Below are 21456 nucleotides of genomic sequence, written 5' to 3'. Positions count from 1 at the left end.
GTCTCACCGCTTTCTGGGGTCGAGGGCATGGACGATGACGTCCGAGACCATGTTGCCGAGCACGAAGACGATCGCCACGACAAGCACGCAACCCTGGATGACCGGCACGTCGCGCTGCATGATGGCATCGAATAGCAGGAGCCCGACGCCCGGCCAGTTGAAGATGATTTCGGTGAAGATGACGCTGCCGAAGAGATAGCCGATCTGCAGGCCGCCGATATTGGCGAAGGTCGGCAAGGTGTTGCGTACCGCGTGGCGAAGCACGATCTGCCTGCGGCTCAGTCCCCTCGCCCGGGCGGCAAGGACGTAGGGCTGGCCAAGCACGTCTATCATGCGCGAACGCGTGACGCGGGTGACGACGGCAATGGAAGACGCCGCGGTGGTGATGGCCGGCAGCACCATGTGATGCAGCAACTGGCCGAGGCCTCCCGGATCGACCATGTTGTACATGCCGGAAATCGGGAACAGCTTCCATTTGAAGCCGAAGAAATAGAGCAACACGATACCCAGCCAGAACACCGGCAAGCTGGCCAGAACGAGGGTGAGTGCGACGACCGCGCGATCGGCAAAAGTGCGGAAACGGGGTGCCGACGCCACGCTGAGCAGGAAGCCGGCGGCAAGCACAAGCGCCAGGCTGCCCGCCATCAGGATCAGCGAATTGACGATCTTCGGGCCGAGGATCTGGGTAACCGGCAATTGCTGCGAGATCGAGTTGCCGATGTCTCCCCTGAACAGGTCGAGCAGCCAGCCGGCGTATTGGACGAGCAGTGGCCGGTCGAGCCCGAGATCCAGGCGCAGGGCTTCGAGCTGTGCCTGGGTGGCCATGCGGCCGAGCAGGGTGAGCGCGATGTCGCCGGGAATGAGTTGCAACGACAGGAATACGATGACGGTCACGCCGAGCAGCACTGGCACGGCATAGAGCATCCTGGTTCCGATGAAAGCGATGATCGACACGGACAGCCTCCCAACTGCACCGCCGACCGGCCCGCAAAACGGGCCGGCCGGACATGTGTGACGTCTATTGCTTGGTGATGCCGGTCAGGTCGAACCAGTGCTGCGGCGCCAGCACGAAGCCTTTGACTTCGGGCCGCGCGGCATAAGTCGACATGGCGGTGTAGTACGAGGTGAAGGCCATGTCGCCGGCGATGATATCGCGGATCTCGTGCAGCTTCTTGTCCATCGCCTCGCTGGACGCAGCACCGCGGGCAGCAGACAGCAACTCGTCGATCTTGGGGTTGCTGTAGTAGCCGGAGTTGCAGCAGTTCGGCGGCAGCGCACCGACGGCAAGGACCTGGTCGAGCCAGGCAAACGTGCTCTCGCCCCACGATGCCGAGGTGAGCCCGGTGCCGTCGCGCATGCCCTTCGACATCATTTCCCAGAAGGTGTTGTTGTCGAACATCTCGATCGACGCCTTGATGCCGACCTTCTCGAAGTCGCGCTGCAGCCACTCCGCATCGCCCTTGGTGTTGACGTCGGCGCCGGCACCGAAGGTCCAGTCCATGCGGGTGGTGAAGCCGTCGGGATAGCCGGCCTCGGCAAGCAGCTTCTTGGCGCCCTCGGGATCGTATTCGCAATCCTTGTAGCCCGGGTCGTAACCGGGGCCGCCGAAATTGAGGACGCCATAGGACGGCCGTGCCAGGCCCTTGCGCTGATACTTGGCCATGTCCTCGCGGTTGATGGCCATGCACATCGCCTTGCGCACCTTCGCATCCTTGAAATGCGTATCCTTGGTATTGATCCACATGACATAGAGCATCGGGCTGTCGCCCGAGATGATCTGCATGCCCTGCTGCTTGAGGAATTCGAGCGAGTCGGGAGATGGCGTGCCGATGACGTCGACCTCGCCGCCGACCAGCGCGAGTTCACGGGTGGCGACTTCCGGGATGCCGCGCAGCACGATCTGGTCCGCCTTCGGCTTGCGCGCCTCGTTCCAGTAGGCGTCGTTGCGGGCGATGACCAGCTTCTCGCCAACGACACGCTCGACGAACTTGAACGGCCCGGTGCCTACGGGATGCTGCTCGACATTGTCGTTGCCGTAGGTCTTGACCGCCGTCGGGCTGATCATGCGCGGCGCACCGGAGCCACCGGCCGCCATGCGGCGCAGGAACTCGGCATTGGGCTGCTTGAGATTGATCTTGAAGGTGTTTTCGTCGACCACTTCGTAGCCGGCCAGGTCCTGCCACATCCAGCCCATCAGGCCGGGCGAGACGGGCTGATGGAACTCGAAATTCTTGTCCGTCATCCGGTCCATGTTGAATTTCGCAGCTTCCGCATTCCACGGCGTGCCGTCATGGAACTGCACGCCCTTGCGGAGGTGGAAGGTGTAGGACTTGCCGTCTTCCGAAACATCCCAGCTTTCGGCGAGCGCAGGCACGATCGCCGGTGTCTCTGAGCCACCCTTGGTGAGGTCCTCCTCGACGAAGGTTTCGAAGATGTGACGCACCACCTTGAAGGTGTTCCAGGTGCGCGAGGCGTGCGGGTCGAGGCGGCTGAAATCGGACTCGACCGCGAACACGATGGTGTTGCCCTCGGCGTGGGCCAGGTCGACGACCGCGGTGCTGCCGAAGCTGGCGGCGAGCAACACAAGAGCGGTGCCGGCCAGGCGATCGCGCATTCGGCGCGCTATTTGTCTTGAGGCGTTGGACTTCCGAAACATCATGCTTTTCCTCCCAGTTGGACAGATGTTTCTTCCTCCGCGCCACCGCCCCTCAGCGGTGGTCGTAGAGGAAGCAGGCGACGTTCCGCTGGTTTTCTATTTCGATCAGCGGAGGTGCGGATCCGCGGCACGCATCGAAGCAGTCCGCGCAATTGCCGACATAGGGGCAGCACGCGCCCCCAAGCTTGGCCGTACCCTCGAGGTCTTCGGCGCGTTCGGCCGCCTGCTCCCAGCGCATGTCACCGCGCACGTGCAGGACGGTTCCCAGGAAATCGCGGGTGAAGGGATGCTTCGGCTCGCGGTAGACGGCTTCGCTCGACCCCGTCTCAAGGATATTGCCGCGATACATGACGATCGTACGGTCGCAGAACTGCTTCACGATCTTCAGGTCGTGGGAAACGAACAGGAATGTGAGATCGAGCTTCTTCTGAAGGTCTCCCAGCAGGTTCAGGATCTGCGCCTGGATCGAGACGTCGAGCGCCGAGACGGGCTCGTCGAGGAACAGGAATTCCGGCTCCAGCGCCAGGGCGCGGGCGATGGCGATGCGCTGGCATTGGCCGCCGCTGTATTCGTGCGGATAACGATAGGACTGCGTCGGATCGAGGCCGACAAGCTCGAGCAGTTCCTCGACGCGCCGGCGGGCGACGGCCTTCGGAGTACCGAAGTTGAGCAGCGGCCGCTCGACGTTCTCGGCGACGGTCCGACGCGGATTGAGCGACTGCAACGGATCCTGGAAAACGATCTGCATGCGGCGGCGGAAGCCCCGCATCTCTTCCTGGGAAAGCGCGCCGAGGTTCTGCCCGTCATAACGCACACCTCGCCGCTGTCGGGCTCGATCAGCCGCAGGATCATGCGGCCGAGCGTCGATTTGCCCGAGCCTGATCCGCCGACGCAGCCAAGGATCTCGCCCTTCCTGATATCGAGGCTGACATTGTTGACGGCCTTGGTACTTGCGGTCGTGCGGCGGAAGAAGGCGCCGCGCCTGACCGTGAAGGCCTTGTTGAGGTCGCGAACTTCGATCAGGTTCTGGGCGCTCATTGCCGTGCCTCCAGGTCGAACAGGTGGCAGCGCACGTAACGTCCCGGCTCGGGATTGTGCCACGCCGGAACCTCCTCGCGGCAGCGGCCGATGGCGTGCTCGCAGCGCGGGGCGAACCGGCAGCCCTTCGGCGGCGCCAGGAGGTTTGGCGGCTCGCCGCGAATGTAGCTCATGCTGCCGTGGTCCTCGTCCGGGTCCGGAATCGAGCGGATCAGCGCCTGGGTATAGGGATGATGCGGCGTGGCGAGCAGGTCTTCGACCGCACCTTCCTCCTGCACGTGGCCGCCATACATCACCAGCACACGCGTCGCGATGGCGCGGACAACGCCGATGTCGTGGGTGATGAAGACGATCGGCAGGCCGGTGTCGCGGCTGCGGTTCTTGAGCAGCAGCAGGATCTTCGCCTGCACTCCGACGTCGAGCGCGGTCGTCGGCTCGTCGGCGATCAGCAATTTGGGTTGGCAGGCGAGCGCCATTGCCAGACCGACGCGCTGGCACATGCCGCCGCTGAGCTGATGCGGATAGCTCGCCAGCACCCGGTCGGGATCGGCGAACCCAACCTCGATCAGTGCTGCGCGGGCAGCGGCCCGTGCGGCCTTGCGATCGAGCTCTGGATTGTGCCGCAGCAAGGTCTCGACGAGCTGGAACTCGGCCGTGAACGACGGATCGAGCGAGGCGCGCGGGTTCTGGAAGATCATGCCGATGGTCTTGCCGCGCACGTCTTCGAGTTCGCGCTCGCTGAGAGCCAGGATGTTCTTTCCATCGATCTCGATCTCACCGCCGAGATATTTGCCCGGTGGCGTCGGCACCAGCTTCATCAGCGACAGCGCGGTCACCGTCTTGCCGGAACCGGACTCGCCGATGATGGCGAGAATTTCGTTCTGGCTGAGCGAGAAGCTTACGTCGTCAACCGCCCGGGCAACGCCGGCAGGGGTGACAAAAGCGGTCCTCAGATTACGGACCGAAAGAACGACATCGGCGTCCTGCAGCACTCAGTTTCCTCCCGAGATCGAGTTGGAAAGCGCAATTGCCAATTCGTTTCATGTATACAATTTAATGTCAATATCGTATGCATCAATGACATGACACCAGACGCCTGTGAAGCTTCCTGAGTGGCTTCCGCCTTTCCGAACAATGTGATTTCCAAACTTGGAGTTATGCTTCCGGCTTCGCTTGGCGAGCCAAACCGATCCTGACGTTGGAGCAGCTTTATGATCACCCCAGAGAGGTTTTCTCAGGCCATATTATGCACAATATCAATATTATATCGTATACTTTTTGTGATCATGAGCGACCTGCTGTTTCGCAGGTTTCGCGAGCCAAGCTCATGCTGAACGCAGCGCCAACGAACCGATGTCGTTCTGATGCAATAGGCCTAGCCCCTGCCATCCATCCATTGAGCTAATTGCCTGCCAGCCGCCGCGGAGTAAGATGCATGATGGGCAGGTGGGGTAACGCCGACGTGACGCCTTAAATGCAGCGTGCAAGCGTTGCGTCGGCCACCCGCCCCCGCCACCTACGCAATGCCAATGGCCCGCTTGGATCGAGCATCCGGGCGGGCCGTTCGTTTGATCTCCAAGCGCAAAGCCCCTAGCCGAACCATCGTTGCGGCGCGGCCCGCTCTGCCGCGCAGCATCCTCAAATGAAAATAATTTGACACAAGGGCAAATCTGCGATTGCATCGCCAATGCCTGATGATGCGAACGCGCGAGCTTTCGCTCAGGCGAGGACGGCGACTGCAGCGTCAGTCGGCTTCCAGACAGCATGATCAGAGCAAGCCCGCTCAACCTACCAGTCGATGACGATCCGGAACTCGCAATTCCAGGGACAGGGCTCATAGCGCGACGAGGCTGAAAGGCAGCTTCGTCGAGTCGAATGAGAACCGACCTGGAGAAGTTGCATGTCCGTAGACCTGCTCGTCCGTGACGCATACGTGTATGTCGATCGCGGTTGGGAAATCGCCGGCGGCTGGATCGCCGTCAAAGACAAGAGAATCCATTCAGTGGGCAAGGCCGGCGACGAACCGGCCGCTGCGAAGACCATCTCCGCGCATGGCCGATTGGTCACGCCCGGCCTGATCAATGCCCACCACCACATGTACCAGAACCTGACGCGTTCCTACGCGCCGGTGACCAATGGCACCCTGTTCGAATGGCTGACTGGCCTCTATCCGATGTGGGCGGGCCTGACGGAGGAATCCGTCTATGCCTCGACCTATGTCGCGATGACCGAACTGCTGATGGGCGGCTGCACCACCTCAATGGACCACATGTATGTCCATCCCAAGCCCAAGCTCATCGACGCCCAGATCCGCGCCAGCACCGACATCGGTTTCCGCTTCTATGCGACGCGCGGATCGATGACACGTTCGGTCGAGAATGGCGGGCTGCCGCCGGCCTCGGTGGTCCAGCGCGAGGACGACATCCTCGACGACAGCATCCGTCTGGTCGAGGCGTATCACGACGCCAAGCCGGGAGCGATGACGCGCGTGGCGCTCGCGCCTTGCTCCCTGTTTTCCGTCACCGAGCGCATCATGTCGGAATCGGCGCGCCTCGCCGACAAGTACGATCTCAGGCTGCACACCCACCTCGCCGAGGACCCGGAGGAGGACAAGTATTGCGCCGAGGTCTATGGCTGCACGCCGACCGAGTATTTCGAGCGTGTCGGCTGGGCCAGCAAGCGCTCCTGGGTCGCGCATTTCATCTACCCCACTAATGCGGAGATTGGCCGGCTTGCGCATGCCGGCGTCTGCGCCACGCAGTGTCCGTGCTCCAACATGCTGATTGGCGGCGGTTCGGCCGATGCCATGGGCCTGCGCTCTCGCGGCATGCGAGTCGGGCTCGGTTGCGACGGCTCCGCATCAACCGACCATGCCTCGATGTGGCTGGAGGCGCGCACCGCACTGCTGCTCGGGCGCTACCGCAACGGGCCTCATTCGATGTCGGCGCGCGACGCGCTTGATATCGCAACCCGCGGCGGCGCGGCCTGCCTTGGCTGGGAAGACGAGATCGGCCACCTCAGGCCCGGCGCCTGCGCCGATTTCGTCCTCTGGAGCATGTCGGAGGTGGCTCTCGCCGGCGCCCACAGCGACCCGGTCGAAGCCTGGCTGCGCTGTGGCCCGGCCGTCGCCGGCACCACCGTCGTCAACGGCAAGATCCTGGTCGAGGACGGCCGCCCGGTGATGGCCGAGCTCGGCAACGTGCTTGCCGAGCATGCCCGGCATTCGCGCCGCATGCAGTGCCTCGAAGCCTAGCCAACAACATCACTCAACGCCGCGCAGGCGGCACATACTTCTGGGAGGAGGTATCATGGCTGAATATGTTCATGCCCATGCGGGCGAGCATGACGTAGACCAAGGCGTGGTCGGGGATGTCGAGGAGATCATCCCCGCCCAGCGCCGGATCGCATTGGGGTTGCAGCAGGCGCTGGTGTCGAATGCCTGGCTCGATCCGATCTTCATAGCCTCGGTGGCGGGCTTTTCCGCCGCCCTGGCGACCAATCTTGTGACGGCGACTTTCCTTGCTGCCGGTATCGTCACGGTCGTCCAGAGCACCAAGCTGGTGCGGCTGCCGGTGGTGCAGGGGCCGTCCTCGGCGTTTTCTCCGCTGGCGATCGGCTACTACAAGGCCGGCACCATCTCGGCCGCCAGTCTCGGGCTGATCATCGGGGCGGCGTTCGTGTTCATCCTGTCGGTGCTGGGTCAGTTCGCCCGGCTGCGGCGGCTGCTTTCCCCGGCTGTGTCGGGCACCATCATCACCCTGGTCGGCATAGCTCTTGCCGGCTTCACCTTCATGGAGTTCTTCGGCGGCATTGGCACGTCGAATTTTGCCACCGGCCAGAGCATCTTTCTCGCCTGCGTGACAACCGCAGTCGTTCTGGTCAGCTCAGCGCTTGGCGGCACCTTTCGGATGTTCGGCTTCCTGATCGCCCTGATCGTGGGCGACGCTCTGGCCCTCGGCCTCGGCCAGCTCGACTTCTCGGGCGTCGGCCAGGCACCCTGGATCGCCTTCCCCAAGCTCCTGCCCTATGGCTCCCTCACCTTCGACCCTGCGATCACCATCACCATGTGCATCGTCTTCGTGGTGGCGGTCGTCGAGGCCATGGGCATGTATGAGGCCACCGCGCGGCTGACCGGTGTCGAACTCACCGACAGGCGCGTCAATGCCGGTATCGCCGGCGAGGCGGGCGGGTCGATGCTTGCCGCCCTGATCGGCGGCTTCGGCACCACTGCCTACGCCCAGAACCTGGGCGTGATCAGGCTGACGGGCGTCGCCAGCCGGCATGTCGTACGCGTCGCCGGTTTCATCTTCATCGCGCTTGCCTTCCTGCCCAAGGTCGCGGCGGTGCTGGTCGCAACACCGGCAGCGGTCGTCGGCGGCCTGTTTTTGCCGGCAGCCGCCACGGTTGTCATGACCGGTATCCAGATGGCCAGCCAGGATCGCGGCTCGGCAGTCAAGAACCTGGTCGCGCCCCTCGGTCTCATGGCGGGTCTGGGTATCCCGGCACTGGCGGGAGCCTTGTCCGGCGGTCTGCCACAAGTGCTCGCCGAAATGCTCACCCATTCGATCGTCGTGGGTGCAGTGACGGTATTCGCCGCGGAAATCCTGCTGGTGCGGGTACCCGAACTGTTGCGAGGTCGCTGACCCCATCGACGCAAAACGGTCGTCACGAAAAAGCCCCGCCAGCCGAAGCCGGCGGGGCCAGGGATGGGAGGTTCAACCCCTCCAGATTATCATGATTCTGGCAGAGCACCCTAGGCTCCCGCGATGAGGAGCAACAACGACATGCCAATGCCGTGGACTTGGTGACGTCCTCGGCGCCCCGCTACCGGACGGGAGCTTCCTCGATGCATGCAGCCATGACGACTAGCGATGCGCGCACCAGTTTTTCGGCAGGTGTTTTGGCCTCGCCATGGACAGGCCGGCCGTTAGCGCCTCGTCCAGGCTTGAAGTGAAACATGCAGTCTCGGGCATCCCACCGAAATGGTTGACCCGAATGCTGCTGCCCCTCTTGCTGATCAGGACTCCGACAATTCTCAACTGCTCCCGAACCTCGCGGAACGTCATTTTCCACTCTCCCGCCACCACTTGAACCCCTCAGCAAGATTAGTGAGCACTAATTTAGCTCCACAGGCAAGAGCTTGGTTAATCGATGGTTAACCAGAGCCGGCAGATCGACTGCGAGGACACCGGGCCGATCGATCAGGCATGAACGCACCTTTGGAAGCGGGGCGCCCGACACCGATCCCGTGGATGCCTTGTTGCGTCTGCGAGAGAGTTCGTTTGCCCCGACAACTCTGCTAGAAGTTCCGCGCCAGGAGTGAGGCGGAGCTGCCATGAAGTGCTACCTGATCAATCTCGACCGCTCGCCCGGGCGCCTGGCATTCATGGCAGAACAATTCGAGCGCCTGAGCCTGTCCTACATCCGCATCCCGGCGATCGACGGCCTCGCGCTCGGCGACGATGTTCTGGCCAGGCACAGGATGCCGGCAGCCATAGCAGCCTGTTTCCTGAGCCATCGGTCAGCCTGGCAGGCATTCCTCCACTCGGGCGAAGAGTTCGCGGCGGTCGTCGAAGACGACGCTTGGCTGTCCCCTGCCGCAAGCCACTTCCTTGCCGGCGAAAGCTGGATCCCGGCGGGTGCGGACATCGTCAAACTCGAGACGACAGGAACCAAGGCGGCAGTCGGCAACGACTGCATTGCCCTGGGGCCGACCAGGTCGCTCCGCAGGCTACACTCGCTGCACGAAGGTGGCGCCTGCTACGTCGTCTCGCGGGCCGCCGCCGCTCGGCTCATCGAGGTCTCCGAGCACTTTGCCACCCCGCTGGACATGTTCGTGTTCGGGCAGCCCGTTATCGACGACATGAAGGTCTACCAGATGATCCCTGCGCCTGTCAGACAGCGGAGCACCGTCGAAGCCGAAGCCGTCGGCGAATTCAACAGCACGATCGACATATCTCGCTTCTCGGAGCCGCGTCGCAAGACGAAGCGCAGCATTAGGAAACTGTGGCATGAGTTCGGCCGCCCCTTCCGTCAAGCCTGGGCTTTCGTTCGACGAGCCATGAAGCTCGACGACGTTACGATACGGCGCATTCCATTCGGCTGAGGCTCACGCGGAAGCGCGCTTCTGGCAACCGGGCCCGAAACGAAAAGGCCCGCCACAACGGGCGGGCCTTGTGTTTTGGATTTTGCCGCTGCGTTCAGTGCCCGGGATGCAGGGCGTCGTTCAAGTACATGCAGGTCAGCATGGTGAAGATGTAGGCCTGGATCACCGCCATCAGCAGTTCCAGTGCGGTCAGCGCGACCGTCATCGCCAGCGGCAGGATCGCAACGAAAATGCCGAGGGTTCCCATGCTGCCGAGACTGACGACGAAGCCGGCAAAGACCTTGAGCGTGATGTGGCCGGCGAGCATGACGGCGAACAGACGCACCGAATGGCTGATCGGCCGCGAGATGTAGGACACGATCTCGATCGGCACGATGATCGGCGAAAGCGCCAGCGGCACGCCGGACGGCAGGAACAGCCGGAAGAAGCCGAGGCCGTTTTTCCAGATGCCGTAGAGCGTGACGGTGGCGAACACGATCATGGCGAAGGAGAAGGTCACGATGATGTGGCTGGTGACCGTGAAGGCATAGGGGAACATGCCGGCAAGATTGGCGATCAGGATGAAGACGAACAGCGAAAACACCAGCGGAAAGAACTTCATGCCACCCTCGCCCGCATTTTCACGCAGCGTCTTCGACACGAACTCGTAGATAAGCTCGGTGATCGACTGCAGCCGCGACGGCACAAGGGCCCGGGCGCTTGTCGACAGCAGCAGGAACAGCCCGCCGAAAACAGCCACGCCCACCATGTAGGCGGCCGAATTGGTGAAGGCGATTTCCTGCCCCGCAAGCTCGAAGAGGGTGAAAATCGGCTTGATTTCAAACTGTTCTATCGGTCCCGCCACAGCGCCTCTCCGGTCTGTTCAATTGGTGATGAAAAAGCGCACGCCGCCGAAGCAAGCCCGGGATCCAGACGCAGCCGAGTGCGCCCACGGGTGGCCAAGCGCCGGCCCGCAGCGTTTTCGCGATTTTTCAGGATGAGATTGGGTCGGGGTGACAATTGATCGGCGCCATCTTTTGGATGGGGCCGTCCCCGAATGTGCAAGACACTGGTCGTCCAGTGCGTGGGCTTGTTAGCCTAACCGGCGGGCGCAGACAAGCCACAAGGTGACGCGGGGCACGCGCTCCACGTCAGATGTGGAGCGCGTGGCCAAGCGTGCGCAGCGCGGCCTCGAGAAAGGCTTCGCCCTGGGTCGGATGGGCGTGGATCGTGCCGGCGATATCCTCCAGCCGCGCACCCATCTCGATTGCCAGGCTGAAGGCCGACGAAAGCTCCGAAACACCCGTGCCGACCGCCTGGATACCGAGCACCAGATGGTTGTCGGCGCGGGCAACGATGCGGACAAAGCCGTCTTCCCCCTGCAAGGTCATGGCTCGGCCATTGGCCGAGAACGGGAACTGCGACGACTTGATCTCGATGCCGAGGTTCTTGGCTTCGTCGGGCGACAGGCCAGCGGTGACGACCTCCGGGTCGGTGAAGCAGACGGCGGGAATAGCGCGCTTGTCCCAGCTGCGCTTGTGGCCGGCGACGATCTCGGCAACCATTTCACCCTGGGCCATGGCGCGGTGCGCCAGCATCGGCTCGCCGGTGACATCGCCAATGGCATAGATGCCGCGCATCGAGGTGCGGCACTGTTCGTCGATACGGATGAAGCGGCCATCGCGGTCGAGGTCGATCTCTTCGAGGCCCCAACCTTCGACGAGAGGCTTGCGGCCGACGGTGACGAGCACCTTGTCGGCAGCAATCTTCTGCTCGCTGCCATCGGCGGCCTCGACCAGCAGCGCGTCGCCTTTGGAGGACAGTCCCTTGGCCTTGGCGCCCGTGAGCACCTTGACGCCGAGCGTGTCGAGCCGCTTGGCCACGGGCCGGGTCAGCTCGGCATCGTATTGCGGCAGGATGCGCGGCAAGGCTTCGACCACGGTGACCTTGGATCCGAGCTTGGCAAAGGCGGTGCCGAGCTCGAGCCCGATGTAGCCGCCTCCGACAACGGCCAGAGCCTGCGGCACCTGCTTGAGCGCCAGCGCTTCGGTCGACGAGATCACCTTCCCGCCAAAAGGCAGGAACGGCAGCTCGACCGGGACCGAACCCGTGGCAATCACGATGGTCTCGGCGCGGATCACCTGCAGGCCGGTCTCGGTGTCGACCTCAACGGTCTTGCCGTCGCGAAAGCGCGCCCAGCCCTGCACCGACTTGACCTTGGCCTTCTTGAGCAAGCCGGCAACGCCGGTGGTCAGGCGACCAACGATGCGGTCCTTCCAGGCAACGGTCTTGGCGAGATCGAGCACCGGTGCCGTCAGGCTGATCCCCAGCGGGCTGGTGCCCCCGGCCATCTCGCTGACCTTGAGATATTCGTCGGCCGCGTGGATCATCGCCTTGGACGGAATGCAGCCGACATTGAGGCAGGTGCCGCCGGGCTTGGCCGCTTCGACGATGACAGTGTCGATGCCGAGCTGGCCGGCCCGGATGGCGCAGATATAGCCGCCGGGGCCGGCGCCGATGACGAGAAGCTTGCAGGAGATTTCCTTCACAGCCTTAGCCCTCCACGAAGATCATTGCCGGCGCCTCGAGCAACGCCTTGAGGCGCTGGACGAAGACCGCAGCATCCCAGCCGTCGATGACGCGATGGTCGAAGCTGGACGACAGGTTCATCATCTTGCGCGGCACGAACTGGGTGCCGTCCCACATCGGCCGCATCATGATCTTGTTGACGCCGACGATCGCCACTTCGGGGTAGTTGATGACCGGCGTGGTGGCGACGCCGCCCATGGCACCCAGCGAGGTGATGGTGATTGTCGAGCCGGTCAGCTCCTCGCGCGTCGCCGTGCCCGCCTTGGCGGCGTCGGCGAGGCGGTTGACCTCGGTGGCGCAGTCCCACAGGTCGCGCGCCTCGGCGTGCCTGACGACAGGCACCATCAGCCCGCCCGGAGTCTGGGCCGCCATGCCGATATGGACGCCAGCATGGCGGTGGATGATGCCGGCATCGTCGTCGTAGATCGCGTTCAGTTGTGGCTGCTCCGCCACCGCCTTGACCAGCGCGCGCATCAGGAACGGCAACAGTGTCAGCTTCGGCCTGTCCGGCTTCTTCGAGGCGTTGAGCTTGGCGCGCAGTTCCTCGAGCGCCGTGACGTCGACCTCCTCGACATAGGTGATGTGCGGGATGCGCGACTTGGCCAGCGCCATCTTCTCGGCGATGCGCCGGCGCAGGCCGATGACCTTGATCTCCTCGACCTCGGTCTTCGCCTGCAGCCCGGCAGCGGGAACAGCAGAGCCTCGCGCGGCAAAGCCGTCGAGATCGTCATGGGTCACGCGCCCGGCCGGCCCGGTGCCCGGGACCTGGCGCAGGTCGATGCCGGCTTCCTTGGCACGCAACCGGACGGCCGGAGAGGCGAGCGGACGTTCGCCTTCGGGACGCGGCAGGCCGAAGTTCGAGGCGCGCGGCACGGGCTTCAGCGCTCCGGACGGTGTCGGAGCTTTCACAACTGGTTCGGATTCGACCTTCTTAGCCGGCGCAGGAGTTGGTTTCGGAGGTTCTGCTGCAGCCGGTTCGACGTAGCTTTTCGCCTTAGCCGGCGCGACGGCTGGCTCAGCTTCGGCCGGTGCGTCGCCGGCAACCTTGATGCGCACGATCGGCGAACCGACCGGGACAGTGTCGCCGATCTCGGCACCGAGCCAGAGGATTTCGCCATCGACCGGCGACGGGATCTCGACGGTTGCCTTGTCGGTCATGACGGCGGCGAGCACCGCGTCCTCGCGCACGAGATCGCCGATCTTGACGTGCCATTCGACGAGCTCGGCCTCGGCCACACCCTCGCCTACGTCGGGAAGCTTGATGACATGTTCGCCCATGTTCAGGCCCCCATCGTTTCAATCAGGGCTTCGCCGACCCGCTTGGGGCCGGGGAAGTAGTCCCATTCCTGTGCATGCGGATAGGGCGTGTCCCAGCCGGTGACGCGGGCGACCGGTGCTTCCAGATGGTAGAAGCAGTTTTCCTGCACCAGCGACACGAGCTCGGCGCCGAAGCCGGAGGTCAGCGTCGCTTCATGTACCACCACGCAGCGGCGGGTCTTCTTGACTGAGGCGACGATGGTGTCGAGATCGAGCGGCAAAAGAGTCCGGAGGTCGATGACCTCGGCGTCGATGCCGGTCTCTTCGGCCGCCGCCTGCGCGACATAGACCATGGTGCCGTAGGCGAGCACCGTGACGTCGGAGCCCGGGCGCCGGATCTCCGCCTTGCCGAGCGGCACGGTGTAATGACCATCGGGCACCTCGCCCAGCTCGTGCTTCGACCAGGCCGTAACCGGCCGGTCGTGATGGCCGTCGAAGGGGCCGTTGTACAATCGTTTCGGCTCCAGAAAGATCACCGGATCCGGGTCCTCGATCGAGGCGATCAACAGACCCTTGGCGTCGAGCGGGTTGGACGGAACGACCACCTTGAGGCCGGACACGTGGGTGAAAAGCGCCTCGGGACTCTGGCTGTGCGTCTGGCCGCCGAAGATGCCGCCACCGGTGGGCATGCGGACGACGATCGGGCAGGTGAATTCGCCATTCGAGCGGTAACGCAACCGTGCCGCTTCCGAAACGATCTGGTCATATGCTGGATAGACGTAGTCGGCAAACTGGATTTCGATGCATGGCTTGAGCCCATAGGCCGCCATGCCGACGGCGGCACCGACGATGCCGAGCTCGCTGATCGGCGCGTCGAAGCAACGCGAGCGGCCATATTTCTGCTGCAGCCCTTGGGTGCAGCGAAAGACGCCGCCGAAGTAGCCGACATCCTCGCCGAAAACGACGACGTTGTCGTCGCGGCCCATGGCGACATCCATGGCGCTGCGGATGGCCTCGATCATGGTCATGCGTGGCATCGGCTACACTCCCGCCTTCTGGCGCTGGCGACGGAGATGCGGCGGCATCTCGGCATAGACGCCCTCGAACATGTCGCGCGTCGACGGCTTGCCGCCGGCATGCAGGGTGCCGTGGCTCTCGGCTTCCTTCTGCGCCGATATGACGGTTTCGAGGATTTCGGCCTCGGTCTGCTTGTGGCGCTCGTCGGACCACAGGCCGCGCCTGATCAGATGGTTCTTGAGCCGGATCACCGGGTCGCCCAGCGGCCAGGCATCCGACTCGGTCTTGGGCCGATAGGCGGAGGGATCGTCTGATGTCGAGTGCGCCCCGACGCGGTAGGTGACGTATTCGACGAGCGTCGGCCCGAGATTGCTGCGGGCGCGTTCCGCCGCCCATTTCGCCACGGCGTGGACGGCGAGATAGTCGTTGCCGTCGACCCGCAGAGCAGCAATGCCGAAGCCGAGGCCGCGCGCCGCAAACGTGCCCGAGCCGCCACGGGCGATACCCTGGAAGGTCGAGATCGCCCACTGGTTGTTGACGATATTGAGGATCACGGGCGCCTTGTAGGTCGAGGCGAAGACGAGCGCGGCATGGAAATCGCTTTCCGCCGTGGCGCCGTCGCCGACCCAGCCGACCGCGATCTTGGTGTCGCCCTTGATCGCCGACGCCATCGCCCAGCCGACCGCCTGGATGTACTGGGTCGTCAAATTACCGGAGATCGAGAAGAAGCCGTGCTCCTTGGCCGAATACATGATCGGCAACTGCCGGCCCTTCAGCGGATCCTTCTCGTTGGAATAGATCTGGTTCATCATGTCGACCATCGGATAGCCGCCTGCGATCAGCAGGCCGGCCTGACGATAGGTCGGAAAATTCATGTCACCGGGATTGAGCGCCTTGCGGAAGGCGCAGCTCACCGCCTCCTCGCCCATATGCTGCATGTAGAACGAGGTCTTGCCCTGGCGCTGCGCCATCTGCATGCGCGCATCGAAGGTGCGCAGTGTCATCATGTGGCGCAGGCCGTCGAGCTGTTCCTCGTCGGTCAGCGTGCCTGCCCATGGCCCGACAGCATCGCCCTCGCGATTGAGCACGCGGATGATCGAATAAGCGAGATCGCGGATCGTCCTGGGATCGACGTCGACCGGCGGCCTGTCGACCGAACCCGCCTTGGGAATCGGCACGTTGGAAAAATCGGGCGTGCCGCCCGGCCGCACTTCGGGCTCGGGCACGTGGAACTTGAGCGGCGAGGGATTGTCCGTCACGGATGCTCCTCCTGTCTTGCCAGCGGGCCGAACGTCCTCCCCGGACACCGCAAGCACCAGACAATTTATGTCAGTAACACTGACCTATTATCCGATCGTATCGGTAACCGCAATGGGGTCCGACACCAGGACTTTGGCATTCTCTCGGCCTCTGCGAAAGGCCGTTGACAGCACCGGCATTCGTCGCCCATGTTGCCGGCCTCACCAGGGGGGTCCCGACAAGGGGCTGAGATACTGCTGGCTCGCGCAGCGCAGTGACCCGTTGAACCTGATCCAGTTCACACTGGCGTAGGGACGGTGCGAGGCGCTGCGGGCCGGGCAATCCGGCTTTGGCATTCGGGTTCCCGCCCGAAGTCCCCAGGCAAAACCTCACCTCCTCCTCATCGCACGAACTGGGTCTCCATTGCACCGGAGACTCACTCATGAATGCCCACACCCCGACAGTCACGACAGGCGAACTGCCCGCCTCGAAGAAAGTCCACAAACCCGGGACGCTACACCCCGGCATCCGCGTGCCGATGCGCGAAATCTCGGTCCACCCGAGCGCCGGCGAGCCGCCGGTCACCGTCTACGATTCGTCCGGCCCCTACACCGACACGTCGGTGAAGACCGACATCGAGCGCGGCCTGCCGCGGCTGCGCGAAGACTGGATCGTCGCCCGCGGCGACGTCGAGCGCTACGACGGCCGCACGGTCAAGGCCGAAGACAATGGCTTCGTCTCCGCCGAACGGCTGACGCCCGAGTTCCCCGTGCGCAACGCGCCGCTGCGCGCCACAAGCGGCCGCGCCGTGACCCAGCTCGCTTATGCCCGCGCCGGCATCGTCACGCCCGAGATGGAATTCGTCGCCATCCGCGAAAACCTCGGCCGCGAGCAGCTCAAGGCAAAACTCGACCGCGATGGCGAAAGCTTCGGCGCTGCGGTCCCCGATTTCGTCACGCCGGAATTCGTCCGCGACGAGGTCGCGCGCGGCCGCGCCATCATCCCCTCCAACATCAACCACCCCGAGAGCGAGCCGATGATCATCGGCCGCAATTTCCTGGTAAAGATCAACGCCAATATCGGCAATTCGGCCGTCACCTCGTCGATGGCCGAGGAAGTCGAGAAGATGGTGTGGGCGACCCGCTGGGGTGCCGATACGGTGATGGACCTGTCCACCGGCCGCAACATCCACAACATCCGCGACTGGATCATCCGCAATTCACCGGTGCCGATCGGCACGGTGCCGCTCTACCAGGCGCTCGAAAAGGTCGGCGGCATCGCCGAGGACCTGACCTGGGAGGTGTTCCGCGATACGCTCATCGAGCAGGCCGAGCAGGGCGTCGACTACTTCACCATCCACGCCGGAGTGCGCCTGTCCTACATCCACCTGACTGTCGACCGCGTCACCGGCATCGTCTCGCGCGGCGGCTCGATCATGGCCAAGTGGTGCCTGCACCACCACAAAGAAAGCTTCCTCTACGAGCATTTCGAGGAAATCTGCGACATCTGCCGCACCTATGATGTTGTCTTTTCGTTGGGTGACGGCCTGCGCCCCGGCTCGATCGCCGACGCCAACGACGCTGCCCAGTTCGCCGAGCTGGAAACGCTGGGCGAACTCACCAAGATCGCCTGGGCCAAGGATTGCCAGGTGATGATCGAGGGCCCCGGCCACGTGCCGATGCACAAGATCAAGGAGAACATGGACAAGCAGCTCGAGGTCTGCGGCGAGGCGCCCTTCTACACGCTTGGACCTTTGACCACCGACATTGCGCCGGGCTACGACCACATCACGAGCGGAATCGGTGCGGCGATGATCGGCTGGTTCGGCACGGCGATGCTTTGCTACGTCACGCCCAAGGAGCATCTCGGCCTGCCCGACCGCGACGACGTCAAGGTGGGCGTCATCACCTACAAGATCGCGGCCCACGCCGCCGACCTCGCCAAAGGCCATCCGGCGGCCAAGGTCAGGGACGACGCGCTGTCGCGGGCACGCTTCGAGTTCCGCTGGGAGGACCAGTTCAACCTCTCGCTCGATCCGGAAACGGCACGCTCCTACCACGACCAGACCCTGCCCAAGGAGGCGCACAAGGTGGCGCATTTCTGTTCCATGTGCGGCCCGAAATTCTGCTCGATGCGGATCTCCCACGACATCCGCGCCGAGGCACAGAAGGAAGGGCTGGCGGCGATGGCGGCGAAGTACCGCGACGGCGGCGACCTCTACATGGCCGTGGAAAGCGCCGAACCCGCGGAGACGGCAGACCAGCCATGAAGGTGCTGATCCACGGTGCGGGCGTCGCCGGATTAACGCTCGCGTTTGAGCTGGCGACACGCGGCGCTGACGTCACCGTGATCGAGAAACGCAGGCAGATCGCCGGCAATGCCTCATGGCAGGCCGGCGGCATGCTGGCGCCCTGGTGCGAGCGCGAGAGTGCCGAGGAGCCGGTGCTTTCGCTCGGGCGGGACGCTGCCGACTGGTGGTCGGCAGCCCTGCCCGGCCACGTCATGCGCAACGGCACGCTGGTGGTCGCGCCGGCACGGGACGCGGCCGAACTCGACCGCTTCGGCCGCCGCACATCGGGGTTTCGCTCACTGGACACCGAGGCGATAGCAGCGCTCGAGCCAGACCTCGAGAGCCGCTTCGGGCGCGCGCTGTTCTTTGCCGGGGAAGCGCATCTCGACCCGCGCAAGGCGCTGCCCGGGCTACAAGAGAAGCTCGTGCAGATGGGCGTGCGCTTCGAGTTTGGCTATGGCACCGCATCGAAACCGTACGTGGCGGATTTCGAGGCCGACTGCACTGGCATAGCCGCCGCGCAACCCACTTTGCGCGGTGTGCGTGGCGAGATGCTGATTCTCAGGACATCGGAGGTCTCGCTGGCGCGGCCGGTGCGGCTGCTGCATCCGCGCATCCCCGTCTACGTCGTGCCGCGCTCCGGCAACCTGTTCATGGTCGGCGCCACCATGATCGAGTGCGATGCAGCGGGGCCGATCACCGCGCGCTCGGTGATGGAACTGCTCAACGCCGCCTATGCCCTGCATCCGGCCTTCGGCGAGGCCGAACTGGTCGAAACCGGCGTCGGCGTGCGGCCGGCCGTTGCCGACAACCTGCCGCGCGTTGAGCGCGACGGGAAAAACATCTGCATCAACGGCCTCTATCGCCACGGCTTCCTGCTCGCACCTGCAATGGCGCGGCAGGCTGCCGACATGATCCTGGGTCACGAGGACGAAGAAGGAGCTCGTCCATGAAGCTCACCGTTAACGGCGAAAATCACGAGGTCGCGGCCGCCACGCTCGCAGCACTCCTCGCCGAGCTCGACTACGAAGGCGGCTGGCTCGCCACGGCCCTCAATGGCGAGGTGATACCCGCGAAGGAACGCGACGGCTGCGCGCTGGCGGATGGCGACCGCATCGAAATCCTCGCACCGATGAAGGGAGGGTGAACCATGCTCGAACTCTACGGACAACAGGTGTCTTCCCGCCTTCTCCTCGGCACCGCGCTTTACCCCTCACCCGCCATCATGGCCGAGGCAATCAAGGCGTCGGGCGTCGACATCGTCACCGTCTCGCTGCGCCGCGAGACCTCGGGCGGCAAGGCGGGCGGGCAGTTCTGGTCGCTGATCCAGTCGCTCGGCGTGCACGTGCTGCCCAACACTGCCGGCTGCCATTCGGTCAAGGAGGCAGTGACGACGGCCAGGATGGCGCGTGAGGTCTTTGCAACGAACTGGATCAAGCTCGAGGTCATCGGCAATCACGACACGCTTCAGCCCGACGTGTTCGGGCTGGTTGAGGCGGCAAAGATCCTATCCGCCGACGGCTTCGAGGTCTTTCCCTACACGACCGACGACCTGGTCGTGGCGGGACGGCTGCTCGACGCCGGTTGCAAGGTGTTGATGCCCTGGTGCGCGCCGATCGGGTCCGCGCGGGGGCCGCAGAGCATCGATGCCCTGCGCAGCCTGCGCGGCCATTTCCCCGGCGTGCCGTTGATCGTCGACGCCGGCATCGGCCGCCCGTCGCATGCGGCCACCGTCATGGAACTCGGCTACGACGCCGTACTGCTCAACACCGCCGTTGCCAAGGCAGGCGATCCGGTCGCCATGGCCGCGGCCTTCGGCAAGGCGGTCGAGGCCGGACGGCAAGCATTCCTCGCCGGCCCGCTCGAACCGCGCGACATGGCCGTCCCCTCCACCCCCGTCATCGGCATGGCAGCGTTTTCATGAAGCTCGACCCGTTCTACCTCATTCTGGATTGCGCCGCCTGGATCGAGCGTCTTGTGCCATTGGGCGTGAAGCTGGTGCAGCTGCGCATCAAGGACATGGACGAGGTCGGCCTGCGCCGCGAAATCCGCACGGCGAAGGCCATCTGCGAACGCCATGGCTGCCAGCTCGTCGTCAACGACTACTGGCGCCTCGCCATCGACGAAGGCTGCAACTTCGTCCATCTCGGCCAGGAGGACCTCGCCGAGGCCCACATGGCGGCGATCCGCCGCGCCGGCGTGAAGCTCGGCCTCAGCACACATGACGACCCTGAACTCGACACGGCCCTTGCCGCCGAGCCCGACTATGTCGCGCTCGGTCCCGTCTATCCGACCATTCTCAAGGCGATGAAATGGGCGCCGCAAGGGCTCGACCGCATCGCCGAATGGAAGCGGCGTGTCGGTGCCACACCGCTCGTCGCTATCGGTGGACTGAACATCGAGCGCATCCCGGGCGTCTTCGCCCAGGGCGCCGATGTTGCAGCGGTCGTCACCGACATCACCCTGAACGCGGATCCCGAAGCGCGGACGCGCGAATGGCTGGCCGCAACGGCTGAGTGGCGATGACCCCGCATGTGCTCATCGTCGCCGGGTCCGATTCGAGCGGCGGCGCCGGCGTCGTCCGCGACATCGAGACGGTATCGGCCTTCGGCCTGCGCAGTTGCGTTGCGGTCACGGCCGTGACGGTCCAAACCCATGACGCTGTCGAACGGATCGAGCATAGTGCACCCGACCTCGTTGCCGCCCAGATGCGCGCGGCATTTGCCGCCAACCCGGTCAAGGCGGTGAAGATCGGCATGCTCGGCAACGCCCCGATCATAGAGGCCGTCTCATCGGCACTGGCGAGCAGCCTGCCGGTCCCTGTCGTGCTCGACCCCGTCCTCGCCTCGACCTCGGGACGTCAGTTGCTCGAAGACGACGCGGTCGAAACGCTCAAGCGCAAGCTGTTTCCGCTTTGCACGCTGATCACGCCCAACCTGCCTGAGCTGGCGCTGTTGACCGGCCTGCCGCTCGCCGCCGGCGAAGGCGACATCATCTGGCAAGCCGCCAAGATGTTCGATGCAGGCGCGCCCGCCATTCTGGTCAAGGGCGGGCACGCATCGGGAGAAACGTCGACGGACCTGCTGCTCCTGCCCGGCCACGAGCCCATCCGGTTCGACGCGTCGCGTATCCCGGTCATGATGCGCGGCACCGGCTGCATGCTCGCGAGCGCGATAGCAGCGCATCTGGCTCAGAACGAAACGCTGGAGATCAGCGTCGGCAAGGCGAAGCGCCATGTCTTCGCCAAGCTGCTTGCTTCAAAGCCCTGACAGCGACTTTCGCCGC

At 64.2% G+C, this 21456-nt stretch carries 17 protein-coding genes, 1 pseudogene and 1 riboswitch; of the genes and pseudogenes, 9 read left to right on the top strand and 9 right to left on the bottom strand.

Translation table 11 applies throughout. The features are described from left to right. Window positions 1-3 precede the first annotated feature (3 nt). The 4 genes and pseudogenes from CO731_RS08215 to CO731_RS08195 form a co-directional block, all read right to left on the bottom strand. A complete protein-coding gene (locus CO731_RS08215; protein ID WP_245439676.1) occupies window positions 4-954 on the bottom strand; it encodes an ABC transporter permease in 951 nt (316 codons plus the stop codon). Between the two features lie 64 nt (window positions 955-1018). After that, a complete protein-coding gene (locus CO731_RS08210) occupies window positions 1019-2614 on the bottom strand; it encodes an ABC transporter substrate-binding protein (RefSeq protein WP_159091596.1) in 1596 nt (531 codons plus the stop codon). A gap of 94 nt (window positions 2615-2708) precedes the next feature. Beyond that, window positions 2709-3694 (bottom strand): annotated as a pseudogene (locus tag CO731_RS08205) (ATP-binding cassette domain-containing protein). After that, entirely contained in the window at window positions 3691-4686 is a 996-nt protein-coding gene (locus tag CO731_RS08195; RefSeq protein ID WP_108606760.1) for an ABC transporter ATP-binding protein, read from the bottom strand. Before CO731_RS08195 ends, CO731_RS08205 begins: the two are co-directional and overlap by 4 nt. 908 nt (window positions 4687-5594) lie before the next feature. Here CO731_RS08195 and CO731_RS08190 point away from each other — a divergent pair. From CO731_RS08190 to CO731_RS08175, 3 genes are all read left to right on the top strand, one after another. Next, window positions 5595-6947, top strand: a complete 1353-nt coding sequence (locus CO731_RS08190; protein ID WP_108606759.1) for an 8-oxoguanine deaminase — start codon at window positions 5595-5597, stop codon at window positions 6945-6947. A 55-nt stretch (window positions 6948-7002) separates the two neighbouring features. After that, on the top strand, window positions 7003-8337 hold the full coding sequence (locus CO731_RS08185; protein WP_108606758.1) for a solute carrier family 23 protein: 1335 nt from the start codon (window positions 7003-7005) through the stop codon (window positions 8335-8337). 692 nt (window positions 8338-9029) lie between these two features. Continuing rightward, window positions 9030-9800: a glycosyltransferase family 25 protein gene (locus tag CO731_RS08175; protein ID WP_108606756.1), complete on the top strand. Its 771-nt coding sequence runs from the start codon at window positions 9030-9032 to the stop codon at window positions 9798-9800. A 94-nt stretch (window positions 9801-9894) separates the two neighbouring features. Here the strand turns inward: CO731_RS08175 and CO731_RS08170 are convergent, their stop codons facing one another. From CO731_RS08170 to CO731_RS08150, 5 genes are all read right to left on the bottom strand, one after another. Next, window positions 9895-10644 (bottom strand): F0F1 ATP synthase subunit A, encoded by a 750-nt coding sequence (locus CO731_RS08170; RefSeq protein ID WP_108606755.1) that lies wholly within the window; start codon window positions 10642-10644, stop codon window positions 9895-9897. 286 nt (window positions 10645-10930) lie between these two features. Continuing rightward, window positions 10931-12328, bottom strand: coding sequence for a dihydrolipoyl dehydrogenase (gene lpdA, locus CO731_RS08165; RefSeq protein WP_108606754.1), 1398 nt, complete (start codon window positions 12326-12328; stop codon window positions 10931-10933). A gap of 4 nt (window positions 12329-12332) precedes the next feature. Beyond that, window positions 12333-13646: a dihydrolipoamide acetyltransferase family protein gene (locus tag CO731_RS08160; protein ID WP_108606753.1), complete on the bottom strand. Its 1314-nt coding sequence runs from the start codon at window positions 13644-13646 to the stop codon at window positions 12333-12335. Between the two features lie 2 nt (window positions 13647-13648). Next, window positions 13649-14662: an alpha-ketoacid dehydrogenase subunit beta gene (locus tag CO731_RS08155; protein ID WP_108606752.1), complete on the bottom strand. Its 1014-nt coding sequence runs from the start codon at window positions 14660-14662 to the stop codon at window positions 13649-13651. A 3-nt stretch (window positions 14663-14665) separates the two neighbouring features. Continuing rightward, window positions 14666-15901, bottom strand: a complete 1236-nt coding sequence (locus tag CO731_RS08150; RefSeq protein ID WP_108606751.1) for a 3-methyl-2-oxobutanoate dehydrogenase (2-methylpropanoyl-transferring) subunit alpha — start codon at window positions 15899-15901, stop codon at window positions 14666-14668. Between the two features lie 196 nt (window positions 15902-16097). Next, window positions 16098-16214: riboswitch (TPP riboswitch) on the top strand. Between the two features lie 109 nt (window positions 16215-16323). Here CO731_RS08150 and thiC point away from each other — a divergent pair. The 6 genes from thiC to CO731_RS08120 are packed head-to-tail and all read left to right on the top strand — an operon-like array spanning window position 16324 to window position 21440. Next, complete coding sequence (thiC, locus tag CO731_RS08145; protein WP_108606750.1) at window positions 16324-18150, top strand: phosphomethylpyrimidine synthase ThiC; 1827 nt, start codon at window positions 16324-16326, stop codon at window positions 18148-18150. Further along, the gene (thiO, locus tag CO731_RS08140) at window positions 18147-19124 is read left to right on the top strand and encodes a glycine oxidase ThiO (RefSeq protein WP_108606749.1); all 978 of its coding nucleotides are present in this window, start codon (window positions 18147-18149) and stop codon (window positions 19122-19124) included. The genes thiC and thiO overlap by 4 nt, the downstream gene beginning before the upstream one ends. After that, window positions 19121-19318, top strand: a complete 198-nt coding sequence (thiS, locus tag CO731_RS08135; RefSeq protein ID WP_108606748.1) for a sulfur carrier protein ThiS — start codon at window positions 19121-19123, stop codon at window positions 19316-19318. Before thiO ends, thiS begins: the two co-directional genes overlap by 4 nt. 3 nt (window positions 19319-19321) lie before the next feature. Beyond that, the gene (locus tag CO731_RS08130; RefSeq protein ID WP_108606747.1) at window positions 19322-20095 is read left to right on the top strand and encodes a thiazole synthase; all 774 of its coding nucleotides are present in this window, start codon (window positions 19322-19324) and stop codon (window positions 20093-20095) included. Beyond that, window positions 20092-20697: a thiamine phosphate synthase gene (locus tag CO731_RS08125; RefSeq protein ID WP_108606746.1), complete on the top strand. Its 606-nt coding sequence runs from the start codon at window positions 20092-20094 to the stop codon at window positions 20695-20697. The genes CO731_RS08130 and CO731_RS08125 overlap by 4 nt, the downstream gene beginning before the upstream one ends. Further along, a complete protein-coding gene (locus CO731_RS08120) occupies window positions 20688-21440 on the top strand; it encodes a hydroxymethylpyrimidine/phosphomethylpyrimidine kinase (RefSeq protein WP_108606745.1) in 753 nt (250 codons plus the stop codon). The genes CO731_RS08125 and CO731_RS08120 overlap by 10 nt, the downstream gene beginning before the upstream one ends. Window positions 21441-21456 lie beyond the last annotated feature (16 nt).

Origin of the sequence: Aminobacter sp. MSH1 (assembly GCF_003071665.1) — a bacterium.
Taxonomy (GTDB): Bacteria; Pseudomonadota; Alphaproteobacteria; order Rhizobiales; family Rhizobiaceae; genus Aminobacter; species Aminobacter niigataensis.
This window is presented reverse-complemented; position numbering and strand designations above follow the sequence as displayed.

Coding starts and splice junctions, on each gene's coding strand:
- CO731_RS08210 (WP_159091596.1), bottom strand. CDS start 2,614: ATGCGCGATCGCCTGGCCGGCACCGCTCTTGTGTTGCTCGCCGCCAGC.
- CO731_RS08190 (WP_108606759.1), top strand. CDS start 5,595: ATGTCCGTAGACCTGCTCGTCCGTGACGCATACGTGTATGTCGATCGC.
- CO731_RS08185 (WP_108606758.1), top strand. CDS start 7,003: ATGGCTGAATATGTTCATGCCCATGCGGGCGAGCATGACGTAGACCAA.
- CO731_RS08175 (WP_108606756.1), top strand. CDS start 9,030: ATGAAGTGCTACCTGATCAATCTCGACCGCTCGCCCGGGCGCCTGGCA.
- CO731_RS08160 (WP_108606753.1), bottom strand. CDS start 13,646: ATGGGCGAACATGTCATCAAGCTTCCCGACGTAGGCGAGGGTGTGGCC.
- CO731_RS08155 (WP_108606752.1), bottom strand. CDS start 14,662: ATGCCACGCATGACCATGATCGAGGCCATCCGCAGCGCCATGGATGTC.
- thiC (WP_108606750.1), top strand. CDS start 16,324: ATGAATGCCCACACCCCGACAGTCACGACAGGCGAACTGCCCGCCTCG.
- thiO (WP_108606749.1), top strand. CDS start 18,147: ATGAAGGTGCTGATCCACGGTGCGGGCGTCGCCGGATTAACGCTCGCG.
- thiS (WP_108606748.1), top strand. CDS start 19,121: ATGAAGCTCACCGTTAACGGCGAAAATCACGAGGTCGCGGCCGCCACG.
- CO731_RS08130 (WP_108606747.1), top strand. CDS start 19,322: ATGCTCGAACTCTACGGACAACAGGTGTCTTCCCGCCTTCTCCTCGGC.
- CO731_RS08125 (WP_108606746.1), top strand. CDS start 20,092: ATGAAGCTCGACCCGTTCTACCTCATTCTGGATTGCGCCGCCTGGATC.